General features: G+C 71.1%; 18 protein-coding genes and 1 tRNA gene. 10 read left to right on the forward strand and 9 right to left on the reverse strand.

Annotated features, from left to right (window positions below):
* The first annotated feature begins 11 nt into the window (after nucleotides 1–11).
* On the forward strand, nucleotides 12–722 hold the full coding sequence (locus ABEA43_RS18140) for a FadR/GntR family transcriptional regulator (RefSeq protein ID WP_345563175.1): 711 nt from the start codon (nucleotides 12–14) through the stop codon (nucleotides 720–722).
* A gap of 53 nt (nucleotides 723–775) precedes the next feature.
* Here the strand turns inward: ABEA43_RS18140 and ABEA43_RS18145 are convergent, their stop codons facing one another.
* Nucleotides 776–1,357, reverse strand: coding sequence for an HD domain-containing protein (locus ABEA43_RS18145; RefSeq protein WP_345563176.1), 582 nt, complete (start codon nucleotides 1,355–1,357; stop codon nucleotides 776–778).
* A gap of 47 nt (nucleotides 1,358–1,404) precedes the next feature.
* Here ABEA43_RS18145 and ABEA43_RS18150 point away from each other — a divergent pair, with 47 nt between their 5' ends.
* Both ABEA43_RS18150 and ABEA43_RS18155 read left to right on the forward strand, forming a co-directional pair.
* Entirely contained in the window at nucleotides 1,405–2,259 is an 855-nt protein-coding gene (locus ABEA43_RS18150; protein WP_345563177.1) for a DUF4429 domain-containing protein, read from the forward strand.
* 75 nt (nucleotides 2,260–2,334) lie between these two features.
* Nucleotides 2,335–2,481 (forward strand): hypothetical protein, encoded by a 147-nt coding sequence (locus ABEA43_RS18155; protein WP_345563178.1) that lies wholly within the window; start codon nucleotides 2,335–2,337, stop codon nucleotides 2,479–2,481.
* Between the two features lie 91 nt (nucleotides 2,482–2,572).
* On the opposite strand, the gene ABEA43_RS18160 is transcribed toward ABEA43_RS18155, so the two are convergent.
* The 3 genes from ABEA43_RS18160 to ABEA43_RS18170 all read right to left on the reverse strand — a co-directional run bounded on the left by ABEA43_RS18160 (nucleotide 2,573) and on the right by ABEA43_RS18170 (nucleotide 4,265).
* Nucleotides 2,573–2,649 (reverse strand) — tRNA-Lys (locus ABEA43_RS18160).
* A 41-nt stretch (nucleotides 2,650–2,690) separates the two neighbouring features.
* Nucleotides 2,691–3,614 (reverse strand): nucleoside hydrolase, encoded by a 924-nt coding sequence (locus ABEA43_RS18165; RefSeq protein ID WP_345563180.1) that lies wholly within the window; start codon nucleotides 3,612–3,614, stop codon nucleotides 2,691–2,693.
* A 258-nt stretch (nucleotides 3,615–3,872) separates the two neighbouring features.
* The gene (locus ABEA43_RS18170) at nucleotides 3,873–4,265 is read right to left on the reverse strand and encodes an OsmC family protein (protein ID WP_345563181.1); all 393 of its coding nucleotides are present in this window, start codon (nucleotides 4,263–4,265) and stop codon (nucleotides 3,873–3,875) included.
* On the opposite strand from ABEA43_RS18170, the gene ABEA43_RS18175 reads away from it, so the two are divergent.
* Nucleotides 4,264–5,031, forward strand: coding sequence for a hypothetical protein (locus ABEA43_RS18175; RefSeq protein ID WP_345563182.1), 768 nt, complete (start codon nucleotides 4,264–4,266; stop codon nucleotides 5,029–5,031). The genes ABEA43_RS18170 and ABEA43_RS18175 overlap by 2 nt on opposite strands.
* Before the next feature lie 105 nt (nucleotides 5,032–5,136).
* Entirely contained in the window at nucleotides 5,137–5,937 is an 801-nt protein-coding gene (locus ABEA43_RS18180; RefSeq protein WP_345563184.1) for an FAD:protein FMN transferase, read from the forward strand.
* A 136-nt stretch (nucleotides 5,938–6,073) separates the two neighbouring features.
* Here the strand turns inward: ABEA43_RS18180 and ABEA43_RS18185 are convergent, their stop codons facing one another.
* Nucleotides 6,074–6,349 carry a hypothetical protein gene (locus ABEA43_RS18185; protein WP_345563186.1) on the reverse strand — a complete coding sequence of 92 codons (276 nt, stop codon included), beginning with the start codon at nucleotides 6,347–6,349 and terminating at the stop codon, nucleotides 6,074–6,076.
* 133 nt (nucleotides 6,350–6,482) lie between these two features.
* On the opposite strand from ABEA43_RS18185, the gene ABEA43_RS18190 reads away from it, so the two are divergent.
* Both ABEA43_RS18190 and ABEA43_RS18195 read left to right on the forward strand, forming a co-directional pair.
* Nucleotides 6,483–6,863, forward strand: coding sequence for a phage holin family protein (locus tag ABEA43_RS18190; RefSeq protein ID WP_345563187.1), 381 nt, complete (start codon nucleotides 6,483–6,485; stop codon nucleotides 6,861–6,863).
* Between the two features lie 7 nt (nucleotides 6,864–6,870).
* Nucleotides 6,871–8,268, forward strand: coding sequence for an aromatic amino acid lyase (locus ABEA43_RS18195; RefSeq protein ID WP_345563188.1), 1,398 nt, complete (start codon nucleotides 6,871–6,873; stop codon nucleotides 8,266–8,268).
* 65 nt (nucleotides 8,269–8,333) lie between these two features.
* Here the strand turns inward: ABEA43_RS18195 and ABEA43_RS18200 are convergent, their stop codons facing one another.
* On the reverse strand, nucleotides 8,334–9,323 hold the full coding sequence (locus ABEA43_RS18200; RefSeq protein ID WP_345563190.1) for a LacI family DNA-binding transcriptional regulator: 990 nt from the start codon (nucleotides 9,321–9,323) through the stop codon (nucleotides 8,334–8,336).
* A 179-nt stretch (nucleotides 9,324–9,502) separates the two neighbouring features.
* Between ABEA43_RS18200 and ABEA43_RS18205 the strand changes: the two genes are divergently transcribed.
* Both ABEA43_RS18205 and ABEA43_RS18210 read left to right on the forward strand, forming a co-directional pair.
* A complete protein-coding gene (locus ABEA43_RS18205; RefSeq protein WP_345563192.1) occupies nucleotides 9,503–10,387 on the forward strand; it encodes an amidohydrolase family protein in 885 nt (294 codons plus the stop codon).
* Nucleotides 10,388–10,588: 201 nt separating this feature from the next.
* A complete protein-coding gene (locus tag ABEA43_RS18210; protein ID WP_345563194.1) occupies nucleotides 10,589–11,122 on the forward strand; it encodes a cysteine dioxygenase in 534 nt (177 codons plus the stop codon).
* A 13-nt stretch (nucleotides 11,123–11,135) separates the two neighbouring features.
* Here ABEA43_RS18210 and ABEA43_RS18215 read toward each other — a convergent pair whose 3' ends face one another.
* Together ABEA43_RS18215 and ABEA43_RS18220 are read right to left on the reverse strand one after the other, a co-directional pair.
* Nucleotides 11,136–11,792 (reverse strand): (2Fe-2S)-binding protein, encoded by a 657-nt coding sequence (locus ABEA43_RS18215; protein WP_345563195.1) that lies wholly within the window; start codon nucleotides 11,790–11,792, stop codon nucleotides 11,136–11,138.
* Nucleotides 11,793–11,806: 14 nt separating this feature from the next.
* Nucleotides 11,807–12,973, reverse strand: coding sequence for a CynX/NimT family MFS transporter (locus ABEA43_RS18220; RefSeq protein ID WP_425570290.1), 1,167 nt, complete (start codon nucleotides 12,971–12,973; stop codon nucleotides 11,807–11,809).
* A gap of 74 nt (nucleotides 12,974–13,047) precedes the next feature.
* Here ABEA43_RS18220 and ABEA43_RS18225 point away from each other — a divergent pair, with 74 nt between their 5' ends.
* The gene (locus ABEA43_RS18225) at nucleotides 13,048–14,040 is read left to right on the forward strand and encodes a LacI family DNA-binding transcriptional regulator (RefSeq protein WP_425570291.1); all 993 of its coding nucleotides are present in this window, start codon (nucleotides 13,048–13,050) and stop codon (nucleotides 14,038–14,040) included.
* A gap of 25 nt (nucleotides 14,041–14,065) precedes the next feature.
* On the opposite strand, the gene ABEA43_RS18230 is transcribed toward ABEA43_RS18225, so the two are convergent.
* Complete coding sequence (locus tag ABEA43_RS18230) at nucleotides 14,066–15,265, reverse strand: MFS transporter (RefSeq protein WP_345563197.1); 1,200 nt, start codon at nucleotides 15,263–15,265, stop codon at nucleotides 14,066–14,068.
* Nucleotides 15,266–15,276 lie beyond the last annotated feature (11 nt).

Raw genomic sequence — 15,276 nt, forward strand, 5'->3', positions numbered from 1 at the left:
AGGGATTCTTCATGACCGCTGTCCCGCGTCCGGCACGCCCGAGCCGTGCCGTCGAGGCCCAGGAGGGTGTCAAGGACCTGATCGTCCGGCGTGGGATGGTGGCGGGAGATCCGCTGCCCACCGAGTCGGAGCTCATGGAAGAGCTCCAGGTCAGCCGTAACTCGATCAGGGAGGCGCTCAAGGCGCTGCAGGCCGTCGGCATCGTGGACATCCGCCACGGGTTCGGCATGTTCGTGGGCCGGATGTCGCTGGCGGGGCTGGTGGACGAGCTGGCCTTCCACAGCCGCATCACGCTGCAGAACGGCAAGAACCACCTCGGCCACCTCGTGGAGATCCGCGAGATCCTGGAGAGCGGGCTCGTCGAGCGCCTGATCGAGCTGGGCGAGGGGGCCGATCTGACGCCGATCGCCGACGTGATCGCCAGGATGGAGGCCGAGGCGCTGGCCGGCCCGGTCTCACCGGAGACCGACCGCCTCTTCCACGACCTCCTCTACCGGCCGCTCGGCAACCCCCTGGTCAGCCAGCTGCTGGGGGCGTTCTGGGACGTCTACTACCAGTTGCGCGACCGGCTCGGCGCGCCGGACGAGCCGCCGGGCGACGTCGTCAAGCGGCACCGCGACATCTACACGGCCGTGCTCGCGGGCGACCGGGCCGCCGCCGTGGCCGCCGTGCACGCCCACTTCCTGGGCGTACGCAACCGCGTGGCCCGGATCCGCGGCTGACCTCCCCCGGGCTGCGCACCGGCTTCACGCGCGTCGGCGGCGGCGCTCGCGGGTCAGGCGGGCCAGCGTTCGACGCGGCGCCAGCGCTCGCGCCAGTCCGCGTACCAGTGCGCGAACCAGGGGTGCGCGCCCGCGAGCGGCATGATGTACGCGACGGTCTCCAGGTAGTAGCGCCGCTGGAACCGCCACGGCATCCGCTGCAACTGCTGCACGTTGCTCACCCGGTCGGCGAGCTTCACGAGCACGGCCTGGGGCGGCGCCTTGACGAGGGAGGCGAGATAGTCGGCCTTCACCGCCCCCGGCTGCTTGGTCACCCATCTCACCAGCGCCGCCACCCGCGGGCCGAACCGCCGCGCGACCTCCGACTCGGTGCACGGCGTGTCCTCCACCACGTCGTGCAGCACGATCGCCACCAGCACGTCCCTGTCCATCGTCCCGGCGCCGATCACGGCCACCTCCAGCGCCTCGAACAGATGCTCCAGGTACGGCCGCCCGGTCGGCCGCTGCTGGACCCCGTGCCGCCGTCCGGCGAAGGCGACCGCCTCGCGCAGGACACCGACGGTCTCCGGCGGGAGCGCTTTGGCCAGCGGGCCTTCCGCCTCGGGCCAGCAGGTCCAGCTCGTGAAGATCTCCATCCGGTTCCTCTCGACTTGGCCGCCGAAGCGTGTCCTAGGCTGAGGATATGGCCGAGATCGCCGTCCCCGACGGCTCGTGGAGGTTCAACGGCGAATTCCTGCGCATCGTGCCCGGCAGCGACAAGGACGTGCACGAGCTGCGCAGGACTCTGGGCGAGGTGACGGTTCCGCTCGAAGCGATCGCGAGCGTGGCGTTCGAGCCGGCGCGCAAGGGCGGCCACATACGCCTGCGCCTGCGCAAGGGGGCCGACTCCCTCTCCGACGCGGTCGCCGGGTCGCTGGGCCCGCCCGCCGACCCCTACCGGCTGGCCGTGCCGAAGGCCCGCGTGGGCGCCGCCGAATACTTCTCCGACGAGATCCGCGACACCCTGCTCGTCTATCAGACGCCGAGCGCCCCCTGCGACGACTACCTCCTGCCCGGGCCGTCCGTCCCCATCTCGGCGACGGCGGGCGACGGCACGGCGGTCTTCGACGGCGAGCGGGTGCGGCTGGAGTGGACCGGGTTCGCCAGCTCGGACAAGGAGAAGGCGGGCTCCCAGGAGTTCCCGCTGTCGGACCTGGTCGGGGTGGAGTGGAAACCGCAGTCCGGCATGGGCTACGGCACGCTGCGCTTCAGGGTCAAGGGCGAAGGGCCGGCGCTGCCGCCGCAGAAGGACCCGCGATGCGTGTCCTGGGGCATCCAGCGCTTCGGCGGCGCGACCGCGCTGGTGGCGGCGGCCGTGCTGGCCCGGCTGCCGCGCAACGTCGCCGAGCTGCCGCCGCCGCCCGTCCCTGACGACGTGCACGACGCGGTCCTGCGCCGGCTGGCCGAGCTCGGTGAGCTGCACCGGTCGGGGGTGCTGACGGACGAGGAGTTCGCCACGGCCAAGCAGGCCATGATCCGCCGCCTTCAGGATCCCTGACCCGGAGAAGCCCCTAAGAGCAGGACGATCGCGACGAAGGGGATTGAGATCATCTCACTGGGTAAAGAGATCGGCGTGAGCGATTGGTTGATGAGAGCGCTGGCCGCGTACGGCGAGATGCTGTTCGCCCTGCCGCATGCGGACGAGACCTGCTTCGTGAAGGTGCCCGACGACCTGTCGGAGCTGGCGGCCCGCTGGCCCGAGGCCTTCGCCCCAGACTGAGCCGCTCAGCCGAACCCCGCCCAGCCGGGCGGGAGCAGGCCGGACATGACGACGGGCACCCTCCACAGCAGGGAGAGTGCCCGTTCGGTGATGGTGCGCCGCCAGGGACTCGAACCCCGGACCCGCTGATTAAGAGTCAGCTGCTCTAACCAACTGAGCTAGCGGCGCAACACATGTAACTGTATCAGCCGCCCAGCACTGCCCGCACATCACCCGAGCCGGCCCGCCAGCCTCTCGTACGCCCCCATCACGAGGTCCCAGAACCCCTTCACGTCCAGCGACGTGGCCACCAGCGCGTTCGGCCGCCGGTCGCCGAGCTTGAAGTCCGTGACCGTCATCCCCCGGGTGTAGGTCCCGGTCGTCTCCACGTTCACCACGGCGGGCACGCAGGTGAACAGCGACGGCTCCAGCACGTACGCCACCGCGCACGCGTCATGGATGGCCGGCCCGCCGTCGGCCGTCACCACCCCGTAGAACTGCGCGGCGGGCACCAGCAGGTCCGCCAGCCGGCCGAGCGGGCGCATCCGGTCCAGGACGGCCGAGGTCACGAGGGCCGACAACGTCACGTCCAGCCCCAGCATCGTCACCGTCCAGCCGGCGTCGAAGACGATCGCGGCGGCCTCGGGATCGGCCAGCATGTTGAACTCGGCGGCCGGATTCGTGTTCCCCCGGGTGTAGGAGCCGCCCATGATGACCAGGTCGCGGGCCCACTCCACGACGCGGGGCTCACGGCGTACGGCGAGGGCGATGTTCGTCAACGGGCCGACGGCCACCAGAGTGATCTCGCCGGGGGCGGCCCGCAGCGTCTCCACGATGAAGTCGACCGCGTGCCCGTCCGACGGCCCGCGCTCAGGCGCGGGCAGGACCACGTCGCCGAGCCCCGTCGTCCCGTGCACGTGAGCGGCCCGCACCGTCTGCCGCATCAGGGCCCCGGCGCTGCCCGGCGTCACCGGCACGTCTCCGAGCTGCAGGAACTCTCTCAACGCCAGCGCGTTCGCGGTGGTCAGCGAGAGATCGACGTTCCCGCCCACCGTGGTGACGCCGACCACGTCCAGCGCACGGGAACCGGCGGCCAGCGCCAGGGCGAGCGCGTCATCGATGCCCGGATCACAGTCAATAAGAACTTTTGTCACGGAAACGGAGGATACGCATAGATCGGGCCGGGCAGCTCCCCCAAAGCTGCCCGGCCCGATCGGCGGCGGTCCAGGCCGACGCTTTCCCCCAAAAACGTCGGCGGTCCCGCACTGGCGAACCGCGGTCCCCCTCCGCGTCCGCATCGGTGAAGGTCTGCTAGGTCGCAGGACTCTTGACCTGCTACAACGCTACCGAGACGAATGCAACGGTCGCGTCATAACGGGGTCGAATATCTGTTTAATCCACCTACGGAAGACCTATGGAAGTTCCAGCCGGACCTCTGTGCCTTCCTCCAGCGACCTGCTCACCGTGCAGTACTTCGCATGGACCCGCCCGGCCACGGCCCTGAACACCTCGTCCGCCGCCTCCGACGGCAACTCCACGTCGTAGGTGAGCGTCACGGGGCCGAGCTTGTTCGCCTCGACCTTCTCCGCCTGCACCGTCATCTCCAGCCGGACCAGCCGGTGGCCGCGCTGGGCGGTGAGCGGCTCGACCGTCACGATGTTGCAGCCACCCACCGCTGCCAGCAACAACTCGACCGGACTGAACACTCCATCCTCGTCACCGCCACCGATCCGCACCTCGGCGCCACGGCCGTTCGTGGCCCGGAATCCACCCTCATCGGTACGCTCTACCCGCACGTTAGCCATGTTTCAGACCCTACTCAGGAACCTCTCATGTTCGTTCAGCATCGTGGTTGGCATGGCTAGCGAGGCGAATGCGAATCAGGGACCCGTGCTCTTCTGGTGCGGTGTCGCGGTAGCTGAGTTCGGCGCGATCCAACCGGGATTCGGCTATCCGTGGAGTCCGACTGCCTATGCCGCCGCGGCGCTGCTCGTCGCGCTCGGCTTCATCAGCGTCAAGGCCGCCGACTACCTCCGCACCGAGGAGGCCAGGCAGCGCCTGCGGCTCGGCGGCTACCTGGCCGGAGCGCTGCTGGTGGCACACCAGTTCAGCTCCACGGCCTCTACGACCGGGCTCAGCCGCGCGGGCTCGCTGATCCTCTACGCGATGGCGGCCGTGATGGCGGTCTGGAGCCATCGCGTGCCCGAGACGACCCGGGGCACCGTGCTGATCGCGACCGGTCTCGATCCCAGCGACCTGCGCACGCGCCTGGCCGCGGCGGCGAGCGCGGGGGCCGACACCGTCGCCGTCTACCGGACCGAGCGGGCCACCGACGAGCTGCGCGACCTGGAGGCCCGTTACGGCCTGATCCTCGTCGTCGGCAGGGAGCACGATCCGCGGATCAAGGAGCGGCTGAGCGCTTCCGGGCTGAGTCGTGAGATTCCCGACATCGCCGACCGCGAGGTGGTGGTGGCCGGTCCGCGCCAGTTCAAGCGGTACGTCGCCGGCGCGCTGTCACGCCTAGCCATCCCGAGGTCACAGATTCATTTCAAATCGGGGCAAAAGGTTTAGCCTCACATTACGCGCCGTCTGCAACCGTGGGTCACGGACAAGGAGGCAAGGTTGACGACTTCTGATATCGCCGGGTCCGCAACGTCTAATATCGCCGGGTCCGCGATGACCTCTCATATCGCCGGGTCCGCGATGACCTTCCCCGGGAGCACCCGGGTCGAGATGGTCATGGGCATACCGGTCAGCGTGGACATCCGCACCGCTCTCCCCGCACGTGAGCTGGCCCCCCTGCTCGATGACGCGTTCGCCTGGCTGAGGTGGGTGGACGACACCTTCAACCCGGCCAAGGAGGACAGCCAGATCGGCCGGCTCAACCGCAGCCAGACGATCAGGCAGATCCCCGAGCTCATCGAGGTCCTGCACCGCTGCGACGAGCTCAGCCGGGCCACCGACGGCTGGTTCGAGGCCCGCATCAACGGCGTGATCGACCCGTCCGGCTACATCAAGGGATGGGCGCTGGAGCGGCTGTCCCGGGCCCTGTCCAACGCGGGCGCGGGCGACCACCGCATCACCGCCGGCGAGGACATCAGGGTGCGCGGCTCGGCCGCCCCCGGCAAACGCTGGCGCATCGGCATCCGCGACCCGCGCACGAACGTGATCCGCAAGGTCGTCTTCGCCAACGACCTGGGCATCGCCACCTCGGGCGGCTCGACCATCGTCAACCCGCACACCGGCGAGGTGCAGAACGCGCTCGGCTCGGTCAGCGTGATCGGCCCCGACCTCGGGGTGGCCGACGCCTACGCCACCGCCATCTACGCCATGGGCCCGCTACTGGCCAGGCGCTTCGCCGCCGAGCTGGCCGCGTCGGGGCCGTACCAGACCATGATCATCAGCCGGGACGGCCAGGAGGTCAGCACCCCCGGCTTCATCGACTACAGCGGCGCGGAGGCCCGCCTCGCAGGCTGAGCACACCACCCGGCCCGCAGCGGACACAGCCGGACGCCCAGCCGGATTCCCGACCGGATTTCGGCTGAACGTCCGACCGGATCTCCGGCCGGACGCCCAGCCCGGGATCGCGGCCGGATTTTCTGGGGGTGATCGGCTAGGCGTCGGGGTGCTTGCGCAGATATTCGATGTAGATCGGGCGCAGCGCCTCGCCCAGCTGGCCCTCACCCGCCGCGATGGCATCGCTGAGCAGCGCGGAGACCCTGCTGAGGTCGTTGGCGGTCTCATCCTTGTGACCGCTGGCGGCCTCGGCGGCCGGGATCACCTTCAGCAGGTCCCACAGAAACCCCAGGTCCCCATGACGTACGGCGTAACGCACCGCCCGATCGTGCAACTCGTCGGCCGGCATCGCTTCGAGCCCGTTGGCGTCCATCTCGCTCCCTCCCTTGCACGCCCCTTCCCCACGCGGGCCGACGATAACCGGCGGCTACCTACAGTGAGCGACGGTCATCACAGTGACCGCGCCTCTATCGCTTTGCCGAGCTGAAGTGGGAGGATCAACCAGCGTGAGATTCATCATCAGAACCCTTGCGGCGGCAGTGGCCTTGTGGGTCGCCATCCAGATCGTTCCCGGCATCGAAGTCGGGGGCCAGTCGAACACGGCGAAATACTGGGGCGTCCTGCTGATCGTGGCGCTGATCTTCGGTGTCATCAACGCGATCGTCAAGCCCATCGTGAAGGCGCTGGGGTGCGCGATCATCGTGTTGACCCTCGGACTGTTCCTGCTCGTGATCAACGCGGCCATGCTGCTGCTGACGAGCTGGATCGCCGGTCAGCTCGACATCCCGTTCCACGTCGCCAACTTCTACCCGGCCGCGTTCTGGGGCGCGATCATCATCAGCGTGGTGAGCTGGCTGCTGGGTCTGTTCATCCCCGACAACGACTGACCGCCGAATGGAGCTTGACGGCGCCGGCCTGACCTGCGCGCAGGTCTACGAGGCCGCGTACGACGGGGCCCGGGTCACGATCGGTTCGCCGGATCGGGCCCGGGCTTCGTGGGCGACCGCCCAAGGGCTCACGGGCCTCGTGTACGGGCGCAGCACGGGGGTCGGCGCCAACAGGGACATCGTCGTCAAAGCCCCCGGCCTCGACCTGCTGCGCAGCCACGTGTGCGGTGCGGGCCCGCCGATCGAGCCCGCCCGCGCCCGGGCGATGCTGGTCGTACGCCTCAACCAGCTCGTCGCCGGCGGCTCCGGCATCGACCCGGCCGTCCTGCCCGTGCTGGCCGACGCGATCAACGGCGGCTTCACCCCGCCGATCCAGACGTACGGCGCCATCGGCACCGGCGACCTCGCGGCCCTGGCCACCACCGCCCTGTGCCTGCTGGGCGAACTCCCCTGGCACCACGACCCCCGCCCCGGACACCCCTCGCGGCCCCACACCGAACTCCACCCATCCCCCGGACACCCGGAAGCCACCGACCCCCGGCACCACGCACCCACCTTCCTCCTGGCCTCGGACGACGCGCTGCCCTTCATCAGCTCGGGGGCCGCCACCCTCGCCGACGCCGCGATCGCCTGCCACCGCCTGCGCCTGCTCCTCGACGCCGCCATCGACGTCGCCGCGATCTCGTTCACCGCCGTGGACGCCTCGGCGGAACCGCTGGCCGCCGCCGTGCAGGAGGCCCGCCCGCACCCCGGTCAGGCCGCCGTGGCCGCCCGCCTGCGCGGCCTGCTCACCCGGGGACAGGCCGTCCGGGTCCAGGACCCGTACGGCTTCCGCGCCTTCGCCCAGGTGCACGGCGCCGCCATGGAGGCGCTGGACCGGGCGACGGCCACGGTCGAGACCGACCTCAACGCCGCGATGGAGAACCCGCTCATCTCCGGCACCCTCGCCTGGCACAACGGGAACTTCCACGCCGCCCCCGTGGCGCTGGCCCTGGATCACGTGCGGGCCGCGCTCGTACAGACGGCTCAGCTCAGCACGGCTCGCCTGGCCACCCTCATGGATCCGGCCTACACGGGCCGCCACTCGTTCCTCGCCGACCGCCCCGGCGCCTCCGGAGCCCTGATCATCGAGTACGTGGCCCAGGACGCCCTCGCCGAGCTCCGCCACCTCGCGACCCCCGTGACGACGGGCACGGCGGTGATCTCCCGGGGCTCCGAGGACCACGCGAGCTTCGCCACCCAGGCGGCCCGCCACGCCCTGCGCTGCCTGGAGCCGCTGGAGATCGTCCTGGCCTGCGAGCACACCGCCGCCACCCGGGCGCTTCGCCCGCCACCCGCCGACCGCCCGCTCACCGACGACCTGAACGCCTCCCGTGCGGCCCTCTCGCTCCACCGCCCGACCTGAAGCCCGTCACGACAGCCCGTCACGACACCTGCGCGACCGGCCTGAAAGCCCGTCACGACAGCCCGTCACGACACCCGCGCGACCGACCCGCGTTCCCTGAGCGTGGGGGTCTGGACGACCCGGCGGCGGCGGGTGCCGCCGTCGGCCGCCGCCGAGATCAGCCGCACGGCCGCCCGCACGATCCCGTCGATGTCCCAGTCGACCGTCGTCAGCCCCGGCGTGAGCAGCCCCGACATGGGGTGATCGTCGTAGCCCATGATCGACACATCGCCGGGGACGGACAGCCCGAGCTCCTGAGCCGCCGCGTACACCCCGTACGCGATCGAGTCGGCGAAGCAGAAGACGGCGCTCGGCTTCTTCCTGGTCAGGATGTCGTGCGCGGCCCCGGTGGCGGCGATCAGCCCGTGCGGCGCGGTGACGACCTCGATGTCCAGCCCGAGCCGATCGGCCTCGGCCGTGACAAGGACGTCGGCGGGACGATCGGGCGTGCTGGCCGTGGTCGGCGTGAGGACGGCGATGCTGCGATGGCCCATGGACCGCAGGTGCTCCAGCGCCAGCGTCACCCCGCGCCGGTTGTCGAAGACGACCTCTCCGGCCGTCCCCGCGAGCGAGTCGCCGATCGCGACCACCGGCAGCGACTCGCACAGCTCGGGCCAGAACCCGGCCGCCGGATCGACCGGCTGAACGATCATGCCGTCAACCCGCTGGTCGCGGAGCTGCTGGGCCAGGGCCCGTTCGCGGCTGGGGTCGCCGACCGCGTCGAGGATCAGGGCATAGCGATCCTTCTCCCGCAGTCCACGGGAGATGCCGACGGCCAGGGACTGTTGCCACAGGTCTTCGAGCGAGCCGCAGAGCAGCCCGATCATGCCGGTGCGGCCGCTGGCCAAGGCTCTGGCGATGGGATCGGCCTCGTAGCCGAGCTCGGCCGCAGCAGCGCGTACGCGCTCCATCGTCTCCTCTGAGACCTGCAACCCGCGCAGGGCATAGGAGACGGCCGCCGGGGAGAGGCCCGTGGCCTGGGCCACCTCACGGATCGTGGCTCTCTTGCGAGGCATCTCGCCAGCTTATTGCGTCGCGACGACAGAAGCCCGGCCCAACCGCCAAGAGCGCCGTTGACAAATTAGGAGGTGAAGCGGTTCACTGAACCGTATCACTGAAGCGTTTCACTAGCCTCACGTCGCAGCGTAACGGGTTTACCTGTAATGTAAGTAGGAAATGAGGGGAGGTAGTGGTCGTGACCATCGACGTTCATCAGCATTTGTGGACCGGTTCGTTCGTCGACGCCTTGCGCGGCCGCACGTCCCCGCCCTACCTCGACGGCTGGACGCTGATCCTCGACGGCGAGCCGCCCTACCCGGTCGATCCCCAGGACCACGCCGACCGCGACACCACCGGGCTGGAGCTGGCGCTCGTGTCGCTGTCGAGCCCGCTGGGCATCGAGTTCCTGCCGCCGGAGGAGTCCTGGCCGCTGCTGGACGCCTACCACGACGGCGCACTGGCGCTCGGCGAGCCCTTCGGGGTCTGGGCGGCCACCTGCCACAGCGAGCCCGACCCGGACCGGCTGGCCAGGGACCTCGACCGGGGGTGCGCGGGGCTGCAGATCCCGGCGACGGCCGAGCCTGACGACCGCCTGCTCGACGTGCTGACCGAGCGCGACCTGCCGCTGTTCGTGCACCCGGGGCCGGCGGCTCCCGCGAATCTGTTCGCGCACTCGGGTGCGGCCGCGCCCGCCAAGGCGTGGTGGCCCGCGCTGGTCCCGTACGTGCAGCAGATGCACGCTTCTTGGCACTACTTCCACGCCGTCGTCAGGCCCAGGCACCCCAGGCTGCGCGTCTGCTTCGCGCTTCTGGCCGGCCTGGCCCCGCTGCACTCCGAACGCCTGATCGCCCGCGGCGGCACCAACCGCGGCCAGGTCGACCAGAGCTTCTTCGTGGAGACCTCCTCCTACGGCCCCCGGGCGATCGACGCGATCGTCAGGGAGCTGGGCATCGACGTCGTCGTCAACGGCTCAGACGCCCCTTACGCCACCGCCCCAGACCCCGGAATGGGCACCGCCGCCGCCCACGCCATCCAAGTCGCCAACCCCCGCCGCCTCCTGACCAGGAAGGCAGCAGCATGAGGGTTTTGCGAGGGAGTGCCGTCGTCTGGAGGAGTGGCGGGAGCGCAGCGACCAGAGCGGGGGAAGGCGGCGGCGTAGGGCGACCGAGCCCAGCCGAACGGAGAGAGGCCAGTAGACACAGCGGGGGAAGACGGCGGCGTGAGGCGACCGAGCCTGCCTCCACGGAGTGGAGGCCATCAAATGCAGAAGGGAGACTCGTACGTGAGCACGAACCAGATCCAGGACGGGGGCACCTGTGCCCGGCTTCCCGAGCGCACTCTCGACCGGCGTGAGCTGCGCACGCTGGTCAACGACCTGGCCGCCAACCCACAGGAATGGCGTGAGCAGGTGGAGTTCCCCGCGGACGGCGGACGGCACTACGCCTCGCTCTACCGGGACGCGTACGTGGACGTCTGGCTGCTGTGCTGGCGCCCCGAGGACGACACGGGCTGGCACGACCACGACATCTCCTCCGGGGCCGTACACGTGGTGCAGGGCGCGCTCGCGGAGTGCAACCCGCGCATCGGCGGCGAGCACCTGGAGACCCTGGTGACGGAGGGCCAGTCGTTCTCGTTCGGGCCCGACCACATCCACCGGCTCAACGGCGCGGCGGACAACAGCGTCTCGATCCACGCCTACTCGCCACCGCTGTGGCGGCTCGGCCAGTACTCGATCGACGGCACGGGCGTCATGCGCCGCGTCTCGGTGAGCTACGCCGACGAGCTCAGGCCCATGGACGACGCCGTGGTGGCCTGAGTTTCAACGGCCCTCAAAGGTTCTTCGGCCGGAGCACGCAGCAGCTTCCGCAGGCCTCGACGTCGGGCAGAGTGATCCACAGGCAGCACGTCCTGCGGAAGTAGCCGCCGTCGACGGGCTCGACCAGCCCGTCGACCGGCTTGCCGATCTCCCGCAGCAATGTCATGTAGTCGCCGGGCGCGATCGTGGTCAGCGGGTGCGCGAACGCCTCCGCCGTGGACCCCCACAGCGTCCGCTCGCCGACCTTGGCCATGGAGTTGATGGCCCGGATCAGCGGCGACTGCGCTTCGGCCAGCGCGTCGCCGATGGCCCTGGCGCCGGAGGTCCAGCTCACGCGGGTGGCCGCGATCGTCACCCCGGCGTCCGACACCTTGAAGTACGTGTCCGCCAGCCGCATGACCGGCACTCGCCCGTCCAGCGCCCAGCCGAGCGCCATGGGCAGGGTGTGCCAGTAGCCGAACGTCTTCCAGAACAGCGCCGCCCCGACGTGGTGTGGCGCGTTCCAGCGCGCGGCCGTCTGGGTGATCAGCTCGTCCAGCAGCGTGTACGGCTCCCGCAGCAGCTCGGTGACGGCGGTCCAGGTCTCGTCGGGTTCGATGACAAGAGCGGGCTCCACCCCGAGCACCCCGCCGCGCCCGTCGGCGACACGCTGGAGCGTCTCGGTCAGCACGCTGGATCCTCCTGCTAAAGGTTAGGCTTACCTAAAGTAGCAGGGCGTCCAGCGAACCAGCCAGCCACGATCTGCACGAAGACCACGCCCAGCCCCACCGTCAGCGGCAGCGACCAGCCGCCGGACGCCTGCCTGAGGAATCCGAACACGAGCGGCCCCACCGCCGCCACCCCGTAGCCAACGGACTGGGCCACCGCCGACAGCGCGGTCACCGCGGCCGGATCGGCGGGCCGCATCGCGATGATCAGCAGCGCCAGCGAGAACGAGGCGCCCTGCCCGATCCCGAGCACGATCATCGACAGCCACGGCAGCGCCGTCGGAGCCAGCAGCACGCCCAGATACCCGAACACGGTCAGCACCCCCGCCCCCACCACGTACGGCACCTGCGACGCCCGCCGCCCGGCCAGCACCGGGACCGCGAGCGAGGCCCCCACCTGGACCAGGTTCGTCAGGCTGAGCAGGTAGCCCGCCTGGTCCGCGGGCAGGCCGGCCTCCAGGTAGATCGTCGGCAGCCAGGCCAGCATGACGTAGAAGGTGAGCGACTGCAGGCCCATGAGCGCCGTGACGTACCAGGTCGTCCGGCTGCGCAGCACGGTGCCGAACGGTCTCGGCCCGCTCTGCGGCCCGGCCTGCTTGCCCAGCGCCTGCGGCAGCCAGAGCAGGGCGGCGAGCAGCGCGGGCACGGCCAGCAACGCGGAGACGCCGCGCCAGCCGTACCCCGTGGCGTGTTCGAGCGGGATCACCAGCGCGGAGACGGAGGCGGCGCCGGCCACCACCGAGGAGACGTAGACGCCGGTCATGAGGTTGACCCGGGTGGGGAAGTGCTGCTTGACGATGCCGGGCATGGCCACGTTCATGACGGCGATGGCGGTGGCGGCCAGCGCGGAGCCGAGGTAGAGCACGGGCGCGCCGCCGAGGCCGCGCAGCGCCACGCCCGCGGCGATGACGAGCAGGCCGGCCAGCAGCGTGCGGTCGAGCCCGATGCGGCGGGCGAGCAGCGGCGCGATCGGCCCGAACACCCCCAGGCAGACCACCATGACCGTGGTGATCGCACCGCCGCCCGCGGCCGTGAGGCCGACGTCGTTCATGATCTCGTCGAGTAGGGGGGAGACACCCGCGATGGCGGGGCGCAGATTGAGCGCGGCCAGGACGAATCCGGCCACGAGCAAGGCGGATCTCAACGACATAGGGGACCACTCTCGCATAGGCCCTTGACAACGTTGTCTACCCCCCGCAAGTAGGAAATGATCCTGGCGTGAGACCGACGATGAAGGACGTCGCCTCGGCGGCGGGCGTGGCGCTCAAGACCGTCTCGCGCGTCGTGAACGGCGAGCCCGGCGTGCATCCCGCCACCGCGGAGCGGGTGCGGGCGGCCATCGACCGGCTGGGCTACAGCCGCAACGAGAGCGCGCGGGTGCTGCGCAGGGGCACGACCGCCACGATCGGCCTGGTCATCGAGGACGTCGCGGACCCGTTCTACTCGGGTCTGAGCCGCGCCGTGGAGGACGTCGTCATCGAGCACGGCTGCCTGCTGCTGAGCGGCTCGTCCGGCGAGGAGCCCGGCAGGGAGCGGGAGCTGGTCGAGACGTTCTGCGCGCGCCGGGTGGACGGGCTGATCATGGTGCCCGCCGGCGACGACCACACCTACCTGCGTCCCGAGCTGGAGACCGGTACGCCGGTGGTCTTCGCGGACCGGCCGCCGGGCGCGGGTCTCGACGTGGACACCGTGCTCGCCGACAACGTGGGCGGGGCCGCCCAGGCCGTCCGCCACCTCCTGGGCCACGGGCACCGCAGGATCGCCTTCCTCGGCGACGACCCGGCGATCTTCACCGCGGCCGAGCGGCTGCAGGGTTACCAGGAGGCGCTCGGCGGGCTGTTCGACGAGCGGCTGGTGGTGATGCGGTCGCCGGCGCCCGAGTCGGTGCGCGCGGACCTGGCCCGGCTGTTCGACTCGGACGATCCTCCGACGGCGCTGTTCACCGGCAACGGCCGTTACACCGTGACCGTGCTGCGGGCCCTGGCCGGGCGGCGGCCCGCGCTGGTCGGGTTCGACGACTTCGAGCTGGCCGACCTGCTCGACCCGGGGGTGAGCGTGGTGGCGCAGGACCCGGCGTGGATGGGGCGGGTGGCGGCCGAGCTGCTGTTCCGCCGGTTGCGCGGCGACGCGGGGCCGCCCGAGCACATCCAGCTGCCCGTCCGCCTCATCGCCCGCGGCTCCGGCGAGCTGCCGGGCGAGGCCCCGTACTAACACCGGCCTCCCGCGAAGCCCCGTACTAACTCCGGCCTTCCGTCGAAGGGACGGGTGATGGGCGCAGCGCCTTGGCGAGCGCGAGCGCGACCACGATCCCCGCACCGCCCGCCGCCGCGATCGCGTACCCCGGCGCGATCACCTCCCCCAGCGCCCCCACCAGCGCCGCACCGGCCGCCTGCCCGGTCATCAGGCCCGACGACTGCAGCCCGAACGCCTGCCCCCGCACCTCCTCCGGCACCGCCTCCACGAACCGCCGCTGCAATCCCAGCTGGTACGACAGCCCGGCCGCCGCCACCGCCGCCAGCACCGAGGCCCACACGATCCCCGGCCACAGAGCGAACCCCAGCCACGGCACCCCGAGCAGCACCGCCAGCGGCAACGACAGCCGCTCCCGCAGCGGCGGCGCCGCGAACCGCCCCACCACGAACTGCCCGGCCGCCATCCCGCCCGCGGCCGCCGCGAGCACGACCCCGGCCGCCCCCTGACCACCCAGGTAGGGCACGACCATGGCCTCGGCCCCCGCCAGGAACACGCACGGCAGCCACTGGGCCAGCAGCAGCCCGCGCACCCGCCTGTCGGCCACCAGCCGCCGGTTCACCCGCAGCGTCTCGCGCACCGCCCCGGCCCCGGTCGCGCCGCGGGCCGGCCGGTTCGGCAGGCCGGTCCTGAGCACCACGGCGGCCACGAGGGACAGCGCCGCGGTGGCGGCCAGCCCGCCGGACGGCCCGGTGACGGCCAGGAACGCGCCCCCGGCGGCCAGCCCGACGACCTGCGCGCTCGCCGAGGCCATGTTGAGCATCGAGCGCCCCAGCACGAACGCGTCCCCCGGCAGCACCTCGGGCAGCATCGCCATCCGCGCGGCCAGGAACACCGGTGACAGCAGCCCCGTGACCAGGACGAGCGCCAGCATCGCCCACACCGGCAGCCCCGCGAACGCCAGCAGCAGGCACGTCACCGCCCTGACCAGCTCACCGGCCACCATCAGCGCCCGCGGCCGCACCCGGTCGGCCAGCGAGAGCAGGAACAGCCCGCCCACGATGTACGGGAGCCAACCGGCCATGTACGCCGCGGCCGACAGGCCGGGAGAGCCCGTCCGCGCGTACACCAGCACGGACAGGGCCAGCATCTTGATCACGTCCCCGCCGACCAGCAGCGCGAAGCTGCCGAACAGCACCCGGAACTCCTTGACGGCGAACACCTCGCCGAACGTCGCGCCCTTCACGCCCCCGATGC

It is taken from the genome of Nonomuraea rosea (assembly GCF_039539705.1).
Classification (GTDB): Bacteria; Actinomycetota; Actinomycetes; order Streptosporangiales; family Streptosporangiaceae; genus Nonomuraea; species Nonomuraea rosea.